This window comes from Polaribacter sp. (assembly GCF_039939415.1).
In the GTDB taxonomy this organism is placed as follows: Bacteria; Bacteroidota; Bacteroidia; order Flavobacteriales; family Flavobacteriaceae; genus Polaribacter.
On record NZ_JBDVJE010000047.1, the window covers coordinates 42,457 to 56,701 of the forward strand.

11 protein-coding genes are annotated in these 14,245 nt (G+C 27.2%); 5 read left to right on the forward strand and 6 right to left on the reverse strand.

The features are described 5' to 3' along the window. Positions 1-9: 9 nt before the first annotated feature. Positions 10-1,248 (forward strand): T9SS type A sorting domain-containing protein, encoded by a 1,239-nt coding sequence (locus tag ABJG40_RS07000; RefSeq protein ID WP_348023862.1) that lies wholly within the window; start codon positions 10-12, stop codon positions 1,246-1,248. Positions 1,249-1,304: 56 nt separating this feature from the next. Here ABJG40_RS07000 and ABJG40_RS07005 read toward each other — a convergent pair whose 3' ends face one another. Genes ABJG40_RS07005 through uvrA form a run of 3 tightly spaced genes read right to left on the reverse strand, consistent with a single transcriptional unit; the run spans position 1,305 to position 6,805 of the window. Then, the gene (locus ABJG40_RS07005) at positions 1,305-2,441 is read right to left on the reverse strand and encodes a hypothetical protein (protein ID WP_348023863.1); all 1,137 of its coding nucleotides are present in this window, start codon (positions 2,439-2,441) and stop codon (positions 1,305-1,307) included. Then, positions 2,438-4,000: a hypothetical protein gene (locus ABJG40_RS07010; protein WP_348023864.1), complete on the reverse strand. Its 1,563-nt coding sequence runs from the start codon at positions 3,998-4,000 to the stop codon at positions 2,438-2,440. The genes ABJG40_RS07005 and ABJG40_RS07010 overlap by 4 nt, the downstream gene beginning before the upstream one ends. Positions 4,001-4,012: 12 nt before the next feature. Beyond that, on the reverse strand, positions 4,013-6,805 hold the full coding sequence (uvrA, locus tag ABJG40_RS07015) for an excinuclease ABC subunit UvrA (protein ID WP_348023865.1): 2,793 nt from the start codon (positions 6,803-6,805) through the stop codon (positions 4,013-4,015). A gap of 215 nt (positions 6,806-7,020) precedes the next feature. On the opposite strand from uvrA, the gene ABJG40_RS07020 reads away from it, so the two are divergent. Beyond that, positions 7,021-7,608 carry a sigma-70 family RNA polymerase sigma factor gene (locus ABJG40_RS07020; protein ID WP_348023866.1) on the forward strand — a complete coding sequence of 196 codons (588 nt, stop codon included), beginning with the start codon at positions 7,021-7,023 and terminating at the stop codon, positions 7,606-7,608. A 295-nt stretch (positions 7,609-7,903) separates the two neighbouring features. Here the strand turns inward: ABJG40_RS07020 and nth are convergent, their stop codons facing one another. Continuing rightward, positions 7,904-8,560, reverse strand: a complete 657-nt coding sequence (gene nth / locus ABJG40_RS07025; RefSeq protein ID WP_348023867.1) for an endonuclease III — start codon at positions 8,558-8,560, stop codon at positions 7,904-7,906. A gap of 109 nt (positions 8,561-8,669) precedes the next feature. On the opposite strand from nth, the gene bcp reads away from it, so the two are divergent. Next, a complete protein-coding gene (bcp, locus tag ABJG40_RS07030; RefSeq protein ID WP_348023868.1) occupies positions 8,670-9,125 on the forward strand; it encodes a thioredoxin-dependent thiol peroxidase in 456 nt (151 codons plus the stop codon). 73 nt (positions 9,126-9,198) lie between these two features. Here the strand turns inward: bcp and ABJG40_RS07035 are convergent, their stop codons facing one another. Together ABJG40_RS07035 and ABJG40_RS07040 are read right to left on the reverse strand one after the other, a co-directional pair. Beyond that, on the reverse strand, positions 9,199-11,592 hold the full coding sequence (locus ABJG40_RS07035; RefSeq protein ID WP_348023869.1) for a TonB-dependent receptor: 2,394 nt from the start codon (positions 11,590-11,592) through the stop codon (positions 9,199-9,201). A gap of 62 nt (positions 11,593-11,654) precedes the next feature. Next, positions 11,655-13,358 (reverse strand): M23 family metallopeptidase, encoded by a 1,704-nt coding sequence (locus tag ABJG40_RS07040; protein ID WP_348023870.1) that lies wholly within the window; start codon positions 13,356-13,358, stop codon positions 11,655-11,657. A 148-nt stretch (positions 13,359-13,506) separates the two neighbouring features. Here ABJG40_RS07040 and ABJG40_RS07045 point away from each other — a divergent pair, with 148 nt between their 5' ends. Continuing rightward, positions 13,507-13,797 carry a hypothetical protein gene (locus ABJG40_RS07045; RefSeq protein WP_348023871.1) on the forward strand — a complete coding sequence of 97 codons (291 nt, stop codon included), beginning with the start codon at positions 13,507-13,509 and terminating at the stop codon, positions 13,795-13,797. Positions 13,798-13,810: 13 nt separating this feature from the next. Continuing rightward, on the forward strand, positions 13,811-14,101 hold the full coding sequence (locus tag ABJG40_RS07050) for a cell division protein ZapA (protein WP_348023872.1): 291 nt from the start codon (positions 13,811-13,813) through the stop codon (positions 14,099-14,101). The last annotated feature ends 144 nt before the right edge of the window (positions 14,102-14,245 follow it).

A 14,245-nucleotide genomic window follows, 5' to 3' on the forward strand; every position in this document is an offset into this window, starting at 1 on the left:
AATAAATATATGAAAACAAAATTATTTTTTTCGATTTTTTCTTTTTTAACAGTACTAAGTACGTTTTCTCAAGAAACAACAGTAAACCTATCTTTAGGAGCAGGTTACACAAACCAAGTATATTATAAACTAAGTACACAAACTCAAACAGATTTTGTTGCAAATAGTTGGGACATCGCTTTTTTACGTACAAGTAGTTACTCTCAAGCTATAGTGGTGAATGATGCTATTGGAATAGAAGTATTCGAAGCATCATCTAATATTACAGAATGGGATACTATTGATGTCGCTAATGAAACTAATTGGACACAATTATATAATAGTTATATAGAAAGGTCAAATGGAGCATTTAATCAAGGTTCTGCAAGTTATGGTTGGGGAGAATATAATGTAACTACGCATTTAGTAACAGGGAGTGTTATTTTTGTTTTAAAGTATGCAGATGCTTCATATAAGAAATTTATTTGCGAACAATATGCAGCAGGTTATACTATTAAATATTCTTCTTGGGATGGAACTACTTGGGGAGAAAATAAAACAGCGGTTATAGCAAATTCTAATAATCCAGACAATAATTACAATTATTATTCTTTGCAAAATGAAGAAGAAGTTGTAGCAGAACCAGCCGCAACAGATTGGGATTTTGTTTTTAGAAAGTATACTACAGATTATCCATATGGTGAAACAACTATAAAATATACGGTAACAGGAGTTTTACTCTCTGATAATGTTGAGGTTGCAAAAGCTACTGGCGATGATACTCCTAACTTAACATATGCTACAGATATTAATACTATTGGTTATGATTGGAAAACTTATACAGGTAGCTATGTTACAAATCCCGATGCAAAATATTATGTAAAAGATAAAAATGGTACAATTTATAAATTGTATTTCACCGAATTTGCTGGTAGTTCTACAGGAGATGTAGAATTTAAATTTGAAGATGTTACATCAACTTTAAATATAGAAGAAGTAGGGGAGAGTGTTGCTTTTGGAGTTTATCCTAACCCAGTGAATTCATCTAAAAAAATCAATATTATTTTTGATGTAAATAAAGTAAATCAAAACGAAAATAGTGTTGAAATTTATAATTTATCTGGTCAGAGAGTGTTAAAAACTAATGTAACTAACACACAAGGTTTTTATAATAAAGAAATAGATTTAAGCGCATTAAATTCTGGTGTTTATATGCTAAAGTTTATTTCTGGAGATTATCAAGAGTTTAAAAAGATTGTTATGCAATGATAAGTTTTGTTTAATTTTAGTTGAAAACTCTTTAAGTGAAAGCTTAAGGAGTTTTCTTATTTATCTTGATTATAAACAATCAATTCAGTCAACCCTTTTTCATCAGAGTTTTTAGCAAAAGAACGTAAATAAACATTCATATATTTAATAATTCTTTCTTCAGGATAAAACAATACTTTATTATCTGATTGAGCCCATTCATTTATATTTAAATAAGCTTTTCCATTTTTATAGCGATAAAAATTTCGAATATGTTCAGGCAAATTATCTTCTAATTCTTCATTAATAAAAATATTGTAGTAATTTAAATCTGCTGTAAAAAAATGGAATGACAATAAGCTGTCATAGAAACCTGTTGTCCAATTAGAAATAGGTAAAATAACAGTAAAAATTAAGATGGCAACTTTTTGTTTGTTGAAAAATTTTAAAAAGAACTCTAAAGGATTATAGGTTTTAAGAGTCCAAAAAATAATAACCACAGAAAGCATATTCTGAATATTCCAAGGAACCACATTATAACCATAACCTAAATAGAATAATAAGAACGTAATAATTCCGTGCATAGAAAGAATAAATAAAACGCCTATTTTTCGTGTTCTATTAAATAACAATAAAACGCCCATTAAAGCTTCTAACCAAGGAACAGTATAAGTAAATATTTCTAAAAACCATTGAGGAAAGCATATCAATGCATTATTCACTGTATCTACACAACTAAAATGTTTATTTAAAGCACTTAGCCATTGTATGTAAAAAGCTTCATTTGCTTTTTGAATACCACTAAAAAAATAAGTAGCAAAAAAGATTAGAATAATGGCGTATAAAATTTTTTTACTTTCTGCTTTTCTACCAAAAATTTCAATAGCAAAAAGGGTTAAAAAACTTTGATAGAAATAGGGTTGAAGTCTGTTTTGATCAATAAGAGATAAAAAGAGATAAAGTAAAATGATGGTCCAACCTTGCCATTTTTTAAATTGAAAAATGTACACAATTTGAATTATAAAAAAGAATCCTCCTAAAATATAATCTAAAGGATATTTTAAAACAGGTAACCAATCAAACAAAGGTATTGTCGGAAAAACTTTTGTAGAAACCCAAAGTTTTGGAGCGTAAATCATTAAGATTAAAACAGGAATAATTGCAATTATTCTTATCCAATTTATTTTTTGTTTGTCTGTTAGGTTTTGTATCATTTTAAATCATCATTTACGTAGGAAAGTATTTTGTTTAGTTTGTGATGTTCTGGAGCATATTTTTTTCCTTCTTCAAGAATTTTCTTTGCTTTTTCTAATTTTGATTTCCCATAATAATAAGCTCCAATTGACCAATAAGTATTACCAATTAGCTCTTGATCAAGTTCAATTTCTTTTTTGTTATTATTAATAAGTTCTGTTAATTTATCAAAATATAGTGAACCAACTTGAGGCTCTTTTTTATAGTAATATTGGCTTGTCATATAAGAATATACTCGTATCATATATTTTGTATAAAAAATAGATTTGTTTAAAAAAGGGTATTTGATTTCATATTCTTCTATTTTTTGAACAGTTTTTTTATTAGGTGTTGTGTAAAAATATTTTTTTAAAATAGACTTACTAATAAGGTTTTGTATATGTTCATTATTTTTTTCTAAATGATAAACTTTTAGAGCGTATTTTAAGATATCATCAAGGTTTTTATCTAGATTATACCTAGTTTCAGCTATATATTTAAATAAATCTTTGTTTAAAACTTTTGCAACTTCAATGTTTTCTATTTTTTCAAAATATTTTGTAGCTAATATTAAAAATTCTTCATTATTTTCGTTTGCTAAAATTAGATTAGAAGAATAATACCCTAAATCTTTTTTTACAAAGTCTTTATTATATTTTAGATTGTTTAATAATGTAGTTATAGTAATCAAATCTTTAGTTTCATTAAAATTCGATTTAGTTAACATTAATGATAGGCATGATAATTTAAGATATTTAACTTTTTTTGTATTATAAAATTTTTCAGCTTTACTAAAATTGTAAAAAGCTTTTTCATAATTTTCATTTTGAAAATAATTTATTCCTTCATTATAATATTGTACTCCTATTAATTCTGAAGGTTTTAAAAAGTCTTTTTCATAAAAAAAATTTAAATAAGCTTCTTTATACCCAGTTTTGTTTACTTCAATTTGGGTAATTATTTTATTATTAATTAATTCATCTACAGATTTTTTAATATCGTTTTCTGAAGGACTATAAAAACCTTTATTACCAGGTATTGTGGTTTCTACATAGATGTTTGATTCGTTAGGAAATGCAATTAAATATATATGGGTAGGAGTTTCTTTAATTTGATATGGTATATTAAAACTATCAAAAACGTAAGCGAACAAAGCTGAAGCCGAAACACAATTGTAACGTCCATCATCAAATATTTTATTAAAGTTTACAATGTTTTCGTATTTAATAAGAAAGTTATCATGAATTTTATTGAATAAATATTTTATCTTTTTTTTGTTTTTGGATTTATTAATTTTATCTCTATCCAAATTAGATATAAACTTATCTGTAAAATCTTTTTGTAATAAAACTGATTTTAATTTTGCAGTAGAATCTATAGAGAAAAGAGACTCAAAATATGAGTCTTTATAATTTAAGCTATCTTTTTTATTGAAAACATACTTTTCAAAAGTAGAGATGTATTTTAAGGAATCTAATCTTTGAGTAAAAGAACTTGTTGTAAATAGTATGAGAGTTAAGATTAATGTATTATTTTTCATAGCGTTAAAAAATTAATATTTTAGTTTTTCTTTTACATACTTAGCAGTATAAGATTCTTTATTTCTTGCCAATTCTTCTGGAGTTCCTTCAAAAATAAGATTTCCACCTTTTTTACCACCTTCTAAACCTAAATCTATAATATAATCTGCACATTTAATGAGTTCTATATTATGTTCAATTACAATAATTGAATGACCTTTTTCTATTAGCGCATTAAATGAAGCTAGTAGTTTTTTTATGTCATGAAAATGCAAGCCTGTTGTTGGTTCATCAAAAATAAATAATGCTTTGTCTTTTGTATTTCCTTTTACTAAAAAAGAAGCTAATTTTATTCTTTGCGCTTCTCCACCAGAAAGTGTAGAAGATGATTGACCTAATTTTACATAACCTAAACCAACATCTTGCAAAGGTTTTAGTTTATTAGCTATTTTAGGAACTAAATTTTCAGAGAAAAACTGTACTGCATCATCAATTGTAAGGTTTAAAATGTCATCAATAGATTTTCCGTCAAATTTAACTTCTAAAATTTCTTTTTTAAAGCGTTTTCCATTACAAACATCGCATTCTAAATGAACGTCTGCCATAAATTGCATTTCTATAGTAACTTCTCCTTCACCTTTACAAACTTCACAACGACCACCTTCTACGTTAAAAGAAAAGTGTTTTGGTTTGTAGTTTCTGATGCTAGATAATTTCTGATTAGAAAATAAGGCTCTAATATCATCATAGGCTTTAATATACGTTACAGGGTTTGAACGAGATGAGCGTCCTATAGGGTTTTGATCGATAAATTCTATATGTTTTAAAGTATCAAAACTTCCTTTTATTTCTGTATGTTGACCAACTTTATCTCCATAACCAATCAATTTTTTTTGCATTGTTGGATAGAGAATATTTTTAACCAATGTACTTTTTCCAGAACCAGAAACACCAGTAATTACTGATAAACAATTTAAAGGAAAGGTAACATCAATATTTTTTAAATTATTTTCTCTAGCACCAATTATTTGGATGCTGTTTTTAGATGTTCTACGTTTTGTTGGAACTGTTATTTTTAATTCTTCGTTTAAATATTTTGCTGTTAACGATTCTGATTTTAAAATATCTTTAAAAGTTCCTTCTGCAACAACATTTCCTCCAAATGTACCTGCTTCTGGACCAATATCTATAATATAATCTGCTTCTTTCATGATGTCCTCATCATGTTCTACCACAACAACTGTGTTTCCTAAATCGCGCAAATCTTTTAAAACACCAATTAATCGTTCTGTATCTTTTGGATGCAAGCCAATACTGGGTTCATCTAAAATGTACATTGAACCAACCAAAGAACTTCCTAAAGAAGTTGCTAAATTTATACGCTGACTCTCACCACCAGAAAGCGTGTTTGATGTTCTGTTAATTGTTAAGTAAGATAAGCCAACGTTTGTTAAAAATTGCAAACGATTATTGATTTCTGTCAACAAACGTTTTCCGATTTTTGTTTCGTATTTATCTAATTTTATATTTTTAAAAAAGACAGATAACTCATCCAAAGGAAGTGTTACTAAATCAGAAATTGTTTTCTCATTTATTTTAACAAAATTAGTTTCATGTCTTAAACGTTTACCATTACAAGAAGTACATTTTGTTTTTCCTCTGTAACGAGATAACATAACTCTATTCTGAATTTTATAACTTTTCTCTTCTAAAACAGAAAAGAAATGATGAATTCCGTTAAAAGATTTATTTCCATTCCAAACTAGTTCTTGTTGTTGTTTTGTAAGCTCAAACCAAGGTTTATGAATAGGAATATCAAATTGATAAGCAACCTCAATTAAGTTTTCTTTATAATGAAGATAAGAAGGCGTTTTAAATGGAAAAATGCAATCTTCCATAATAGATAAGCCTGTGTTTGGTATTACCAAATCTTCATCAATTCCGATTACATTTCCATATCCTTCGCAAGTTGGACAAGCTCCATAAGGGTTGTTAAAACTAAATAAATGAGTATTGGGTTCTAAAAAAGACATACCGTCTAAATCGAATTTATTACTAAACTCTATTACTTTATTATCCGCTAAATTTTCTATAAAACAAACTCCTTTTCCTTCAAAAAAAGCAGTTTGTATGGCATCTGCTAATCTGTTGTAAAAATCTTCATCACTTTTAGTAATAATTCTATCAACAACTAAAAATAAATCATCATTATTAAATTGCTCTTGTGGAAAATCAGAAATTCTATAAACTGTTTCTTTATATTTTATACGAGCATAACCTTGCTGTTCTAAAACCTGTAAAACAGTTTTTAAATCACGATTTTCATCAATAGAAATAGGTGCTAAAAGCAATAATTTTGTTTTGTTATCAAATTTTTTCACAAAATTAACAACATCAGAAACTGTATCTTTTTTTACTTCTTTGCCAGAAATAGGAGAGAAGGTTTTACCAATTCTAGCATATAAAAGTTTTATATAATCATAAATTTCTGTAGATGTACCTACTGTAGAACGCGGATTTGTAGAGTTTACTTTTTGCTCAATGGCAATTGCAGGCGCAATACCTTTAATATAATCTACTTTTGGTTTGTGCAGTTTTCCTAAAAACTGACGCGCATAAGAGCTTAAGCTCTCTACATAGCGCCTTTGTCCTTCTGCGTACAAAGTGTCAAAAGCTAAAGAAGATTTTCCAGAACCAGAAAGACCAGTAATTACTACTAGTTTATTTCTAGGTATTACAACATCAATATTTTTTAAATTGTGCAGTTTTGCACCTTTAATTATAATGTTTTCTTTAGGGTTTACTTTAGAAATGTCAATATTCATTTATAAAAAATATAAGCGATAAAAATACCTTTTTTTTCATCTATTATAAAACTAATATGAATGAAATTTGTTAAATAATTTGTCGATTTCAAAAATATTAATGATATTTGAAATTCATAAGAATCAGAAAATTAGGCGCATATACTTTAAAACTACTTTTAAATTATTAATTTAATCTTAAATTAGAAGAACATTTTGTTCTTTCAAAAGTAGTTATGTTGCGAAAAAATTCAATTACAGATAGTACTTTAGTAAGTGATTATATTCAAGGAAAAGAAGCTTCTTTAGAGATTCTTATAAAAAGACACCAACAAAGATTATTTAGCTTTATTTATAGTAAAGTACAAGATAGAGATATAACAGAAGACATTTTTCAAGACACTTTTATAAAAGTGATTAGAACTCTTAAAAAAGGAAATTATAATGAAGAGGGTAAGTTTTTACCTTGGGTTATGAGGATATCTCATAATTTAGTTATAGATCATTTTAGAAAGTTTAATAGAATGCCTACTTTTAAAAATACAGACGAATTTGATATTTTTTCTGTTTTAGGTGATGGAAATCTAAATGCGGAGAAACAAATTATACAAGAACAAATTTTTTCTGATGTAAGAGAACTCGTAAAAGAATTACCAGAAGAGCAAAAAGAAGTCTTGTTAATGCGTATGTATAAAGATATGAGTTTTAAAGAAATTAGTGAAAACACAGGTGTTAGCATAAACACTGCTTTAGGCAGAATGCGTTATGCATTAATAAATATGCGTAAATTAATAGAAAAACATAATATAATTTTAGTAAACTAACAATAAAAGAAAATTTGCATCGTTATCTAATTGAAACACAAAGAATAAAAGATAGTATATGATGCAAATTTACTCAAGAAAGTCATCTAATATTCAGATGCAACCCAAAAAAGAAACAGTTCAATTTTTGATTAATTTTTCCAAATCGCTAACTTTTGTAAAAACAAAATCAAAAGATTACATTGAATTGAATTTGAATTAAGAGTGGAAAAAGCTTCAACTAACGTTGAGGCTTTTTTTATGAATAAAATTTAGTATACATTTCAATCTATAACAAAACTGTTTGCCAACTTTTTTATTGATTATTTTTATAATAATCCTCTAAAACAGACTTTCTACCAATAGTACTTGTAATAATATCTTTATCTAAATCCCAACCACGAGCAGGAGAATACTCTCTACCATACCAAATTATTTGTAAGTGTAAATCGTTCCATAATTCTTTAGGAAATAAACGTTTTGCATCTTTTTCTGTTTGTTTTACATTTTTTCCATTAGTTAAATTCCAACGCCACATTAACCTATGAATATGAGTGTCTACAGGAAAAGCAGGAATGCCAAAAGCTTGACTCATAACAACACTTGCAGTTTTATGACCTACAGCAGGTAATTCTTCTAAGCCTTCAAAACTTTGCGGAACTTCGCCATTGTATTTTTCAATCAATATTTTTGACAAACCATAAATACCTTTGCTTTTCATAGGTGATAATCCACAAGGACGAATAATTTCTTTTATTTCTTCAACAGTCATTTTAACCATGTCAAAAGGATTATCAGCTTTAGCAAACAATAATGGTGTAATTTTATTTACACGAACATCTGTACATTGTGCAGATAATAAAACAGCAACTAAAAGAGTATATGGGTCTTTATGATCTAAAGGTATAGGAATTTCTGGATACTTTTCTTGCAATGTATCAATAACAAATTGTACTTTTTCTTGTTTGTTCATTTAATTGAGTTACAATGTTTCAAAGGTTGCAAGTTACAAAGATCTAACTGAAACTTTTTTATTATAAGTTTAAAAACAATGATACTTTGTATATTTGTAGAAAAAAGATATGACATCATTAAAGATTGGAGATAATGCTCCTCAGTTTGAGGCTAAAGACGAAAAAGGAAATACAGTAAAACTTACAGATTTTGAAGGTAAAAAGTTAGTAATTTTTTTCTATCCAAAAGCAAGTACACCAGGTTGTACAGCAGAAGCTTGTAATTTAAGGGATAATTATCAATCTTTTTTAGCAAAAGGATATGCTATTTTAGGTGTAAGTGCAGATTCTGCTAAAAGACAACAAAATTGGATAGATAAAAATGGTTTACAGTTTCCGTTATTGGTAGATGAAGATAAGGCTGTTATAGAGGCTTTTAATGTTTGGGGACCAAAGAAATTTATGGGACGTGTTTATGACGGAATTCATAGAACAACTTTTGTTATTGATGAAAATGGAGTTATTGAAGATATTATTTTAAAAGTAAAAACAAAAGATCATTCTGCTCAGATATTAGAAAAATAATTTGAGTTTAGTTATAGTTAAGTATATAATTATTAAAAAAACGAGTTGATGTAAATCAACTCGTTTTTTATTCTTAAATTTTTATGGAAAGTTTAAAGTTTAAAACCCTTCCTGTCATGTAATTGGGAATTCCGAATTGAGTTTTAGAATATACATCTCTAACCCAAGTATTGGTAATTGAGTTTTGAATATCAAACATGTTAAACAATTCTAAACCAGCACTTAATTCTCTAAATTTAGATAACCAACCAGTTTTATATTGTCTTTTAGCACCTGTAATTACATAAGAAATACCCAAATCTGCTCTTTTATAATCTCTTAACCTATTTTGAAATTGATATACATCAGAATAAGAAGGAGATCCACCAGGAACCCCCGTATTATAAACTAAATTTAAATATGCTTTAAGATTAGGTAAATTAGGTACATAATCTTGAAATAATATTCCAAATTTTATTCTTTGATCAGAAGGTCTAGCAATGTTTCCTTTGTTGTTAATATTTTCTTCTGTTTTTAAATATCCTAAGCTAACCCAACTATCACTTCCAGGTACAAATTCACCATTAAGTCTAATATCTAGACCTTGTGCATATGCTGTTGCATTATTATCTGCTCTATATCTAATTCTAACATTATCAATAGTATATGCGTTTACATCTTTTAAGTCTTTATAGTATAGCTCTGTTGTAAGTTTAAAAGGTCTGTTCCACATTTTAAAGCTATAATCCATACCTGTAACTATATGAATAGATTTTTGAGCTTTTAAATCTACATTAATATTACCATTAAAATCTCTTAGTTCTCTATAGGAAGGAGGTTGAGAATACCAACCACCAGAAACTCTAAAAAGCATATCTTTTCTCCAGCTAGGTTTTATAGAAAATTGTCCTCTTGGACTAATAGTGGTTTGACTTTTAGATGAAATTCCGTTTGCTTTTACGGTCCAATTATGAGCTCTAACACCAATGTTGTACCAAACTTCATTATTACCCATAAACAAGCGTTCGCTAAATTGAGCAAATCCAGAAATACGATTTATTTGTACTTCATTATCTACTCTAATATCTTGATAAGGTGTTAGAGGGCCTTCAAATGGTTGGTATGGCTGATTGTTATTAATATTTTGATTTGGAGGTCTTATAGAAAAGCCTAAAGAATCTATAATTTCCCACTCTCTAATACGATCTTTTATGTCTTCTTTTTGATATTTAATACCAAAATCTAATTGCATTCTGTCTATTTTGTATTTTCCTTTAATTTGGGCATTGCTAATTAGAGCATCTAAATCGTTTCTTGCATGATTTAATTGAGAACCAATTCCTTCAGAAAAATCAACTTCGCCAAAATTTTCAGAACCAATGTTAGTATCAACTTCACCCAAACTGTATGAAGCAGCAATGTCAAAATGTTCTTCTTCTTGTGTATTGTAACTAGAAATTGTACTTGTAAGTGTTAAAAAGTCATTTACTTCATATTCTGTAGAAAAAGCTCCAAAATAGGTTAAGTAATTATCTTGTTCTTCTCCACTATAATATACATTTAACTCTAAAGGATCTGCAACAGTTCCAAAACGTGTACTTCTAGAAATAGGTTTGTAATTGTAATTGTTTAAAGAAAAATTACCTAAAAAATTAAATCTTAAATAATCTGAAGCATCATATGAAAGTAGAGTTTGAAAATCTATAAATTTAGGCCTAAAGTTGGTTTCAATCTGTTTGCTGTTTACAAAAAGACTATTATCTCTATATCTAAAACTACTTATTGATGTTAATTTATCTTCAACTAAAGGAGCTTCAAAAGTTACACTTCCTCCCAAAAGACTTAAATCTAAACTAATTCCAACTTCTGTTGGTTTTCTGTAAGTAATGTCTAAAACAGAAGACAATTTGTCTCCATATTTTGCTTGAAATCCACCAGCAGAAAAGTCTATATTTTGTACCATGTGAGGATTTATAAAACTTAATCCTTCTTGTTGTCCAGAGCGAATTAGAAAAGGTCTATATACTTCAATTCCGTTTACATAAACTAAATTTTCATCAAAATTACCTCCTCTTACATTGTATTGTGTACTTAGTTCATTGTTATTGCTAACTCCAGGTAAAGTCATTAAAATATTTTCTACACCTGCATTTGCACCAATAACATTTTTTACAACACCAACATCAATTTTTTTTAATCCTTTTGCACTTCTTTTGTTGTCTTTAATTACTATTTCTGTTAATTCTTCTGTGTTAGAAATTAGAATTACCGATAATCTAACAGCGTTTCTACTTTTAGCTATATATTTTTTTGTAGAAGTTTTGTACGATATATGACTAAAAACGAGTGTAATTTCTTCTTTATATGGGATTCTAATGGTGTAATTTCCGTTTTTATCAGTTATTGTACCTGTATTATTATATTTAATAGATACTTTTTCTATAGGTTGTTTGTCTTTGTTTTTAACAGTACCTTTTAGAATTGTCATTTTTTGAGCAAAAGCAAAAAAGGGTAAAATGAATAAAAAAAATAATATTTTTTTCACGAATGTTAATTTACTTGTTTCTTAAAGAACGTTGTAGAAACAGAATTCGTATTTCCAACATTGTCCGAGACTACAATTTTAAAGATATGTTTGCTACCAACCAATTTTTTATCACTAAAATTATAAGTTAATATTCTTTTTTTATGGTTAAACTCCATTAAAACCCATTCTCCATCAATAGTAGCTCTGTAATTTTTAATTCCAGAACCCATGTCAGATATTTTTACTTTTATTGTTTTTCTTTTAGAGATCCATTGATTGTCTTTAAAATATAATACACTTACTTTAGGTTTTTGATTATCTGTTACTAAAGAATATTTACCCAAATTTTTAGTAGTAGTATAAAATGTGCTATCTTTTTTCCTGGTATATTGATATCTTGGATATTTTGGGTATTCTACATTAGCAATATACAGTTGTTGTTTTTCAGTTTCTGAATATTTAGAAACATCAAAAGTTAAAGTGTAATTTTTATCTAAAGGAATTGTAGGAGTATGTATTTTTACAATGCCATTTTGAACCTTAAAATCTAAAAATAAATCATCATAAAAAGTGTTTTTAGGAAAAGCGACAGTAACGTTTTCTTTTTTAAATTTTTGAAACTTTGTTGCAATTATCTTATAAATTGTAGTGTCTTTTGGTTTTGCAAAAATAGAATTACTTTTTTTGCCAATAATTGGTATTTTTATAGAGCTTTTATTGCCTTTAAAATCTTTTGCAATGATTTCTATGTTATAATTTAACCCATCTTTAATATTTAATTTTCCGTTATTAATTAAATTTTTATAAGTAGAAAGTTTGTTTTTTGTTTCTTTATAGGTCTTTTGATATCTTCTTTTATATTTTTTATAATGCTGATAGTCTATATGTAGATTTATAAATTTAGATTCTGAAAAAGAAAATGTTTCTACATCATGATGATAAAAACGTTTTCCGTTTACAAACATTTCTAAGCTAAAAATTCCGTTTTTATTAAGTGCTTCATTTAACCTATCAAAAACACTAACACCTAAACCTATAAGTCCAGAAGCAGAGACTTTGTTAGCTACATATTTTCCTTTTTCTGTATTTTTTAGCGTTAAAAGGAAACTTTTATTTTGGTTATTAATTCTAGAATTACTGTTTAATGGGTATACTTTTAAAGATTGAAAAGTAGGAGGTTTAGAATCTTTTGGTTTAAGTCCAAAAATTAAAGGATTAATAATATGTTCTGTTTTGGTATTTCTAATTTCATAATGTAAATGTGGTCCACCAGAACTTCCTGTATCACCAGAAAAAGCAATAATTTCACCTTTTTTAACCGGAAATTTATCTTTTTTAAAAAATAAATTACCTGTTGCATATCTTTCTTTTTTGTATTGTACAGACTTTACATACTTTTCTATTTTTTCAGCATATTTGCTTAAATGAGCATAAACAGTAGTAAAACCGTTAGGATGTGTTATGTAAAGCGCTTTACCAAATCCATATTGTGCAACTTTTATTCTAGAGATATATCCATCTGCGGCAGCATAAATTTTTAAACCTTCTTTACCTTGAGTTTTTATATCTACTCCAGAATGAAAGTGATTACTTCTTAATTCTCCAAAGGTACCAGCCAAAACAGTAGGAATGTTTAATGGATTTCTAAAATAGTCTTTTGGGTATTTTTCTTGACTGATGACATAAAAAGTCGAAAAAAATAAGATTAACAAAAATGTTTGTTTCAAAATGCAATTGTTTTGTTACAAAAATAGTAAAAATCATTTTTTTTATAAACTGCTATCTTTCAGTGTATTATTAAAAAAGCAACAAAATGTTGTAAAGTTTCAAACAGATTGCTAACTTTGTATTTATAGTTTTATTCTTAAAATTTAGATGAGTAATACAATAGAAGCAATTCATTTACTACAAGGTAAGCTAGAAAGTTTACTTTCTAATTATGAATTTTTAAAGAATGAAAATGAGATATTGCTTCAAAGTAACACCAAATTACAACATCAAATAATTGAAAGAGAAAAATTGATAGCAGAACAGAAAAAACAATATGATTTGCTAAAAATTGCAAAAACTATTGAAGGCAGTAGTACAAATACAAGAGATACAAAACTCAAAATAAACGCTTTAATTCGAGAAATCGATAAATGTATCATTCAGTTACATGAATAAAGTTCTTTAAATTGTGGGAAAACTTAAAATTAATGTTGTAATAGCAGGTAGAACCTATCCTTTAAGTGTTAATAACACTAAAGAAGAAGAAGGGATGAGAAAAGCCGCAAATGCTATTAATAAATTAATTTCTATGTATGAAGAAAATTATGCGGTTAGCGACAAACAAGATGTTTTAGCTATGTGTGCTTTACAATTTGCTTCAAAAGTAGAAATAGCATCAATTGAAAAAGATTCTACAAGTAGAGAAGTAGTAGATAAAATAAAAGAGTTAACTAGTTTAGTTAATTCTCATTTAGAATAAGTTCATTAAAATACACATTAACAACACACTGCCTACGTTAGTAAATTGTTTATTAAACTCAACACGTTTCAATTATGAAGGATGAGTCTTAATTGTAAAAGCAGGCCATAGTTTTCAGAATTAATTCTGTAAACAAGTGGATTC

Bases quoted from the DNA above. Each gene is read 5' to 3' on its own strand.
- ABJG40_RS07000 (WP_348023862.1), top strand. From the start codon at position 10: ATGAAAACAAAATTATTTTTTTCGATTTTTTCTTTTTTAACAGTACTA.
- ABJG40_RS07005 (WP_348023863.1), bottom strand. From the start codon at position 2,441: ATGATACAAAACCTAACAGACAAACAAAAAATAAATTGGATAAGAATA.
- ABJG40_RS07010 (WP_348023864.1), bottom strand. From the start codon at position 4,000: ATGAAAAATAATACATTAATCTTAACTCTCATACTATTTACAACAAGT.
- uvrA (WP_348023865.1), bottom strand. From the start codon at position 6,805: ATGAATATTGACATTTCTAAAGTAAACCCTAAAGAAAACATTATAATT.
- ABJG40_RS07020 (WP_348023866.1), top strand. From the start codon at position 7,021: ATGTTGCGAAAAAATTCAATTACAGATAGTACTTTAGTAAGTGATTAT.
- nth (WP_348023867.1), bottom strand. From the start codon at position 8,560: ATGAACAAACAAGAAAAAGTACAATTTGTTATTGATACATTGCAAGAA.
- bcp (WP_348023868.1), top strand. From the start codon at position 8,670: ATGACATCATTAAAGATTGGAGATAATGCTCCTCAGTTTGAGGCTAAA.
- ABJG40_RS07035 (WP_348023869.1), bottom strand. From the start codon at position 11,592: ATGACAATTCTAAAAGGTACTGTTAAAAACAAAGACAAACAACCTATA.
- ABJG40_RS07045 (WP_348023871.1), top strand. From the start codon at position 13,507: ATGAGTAATACAATAGAAGCAATTCATTTACTACAAGGTAAGCTAGAA.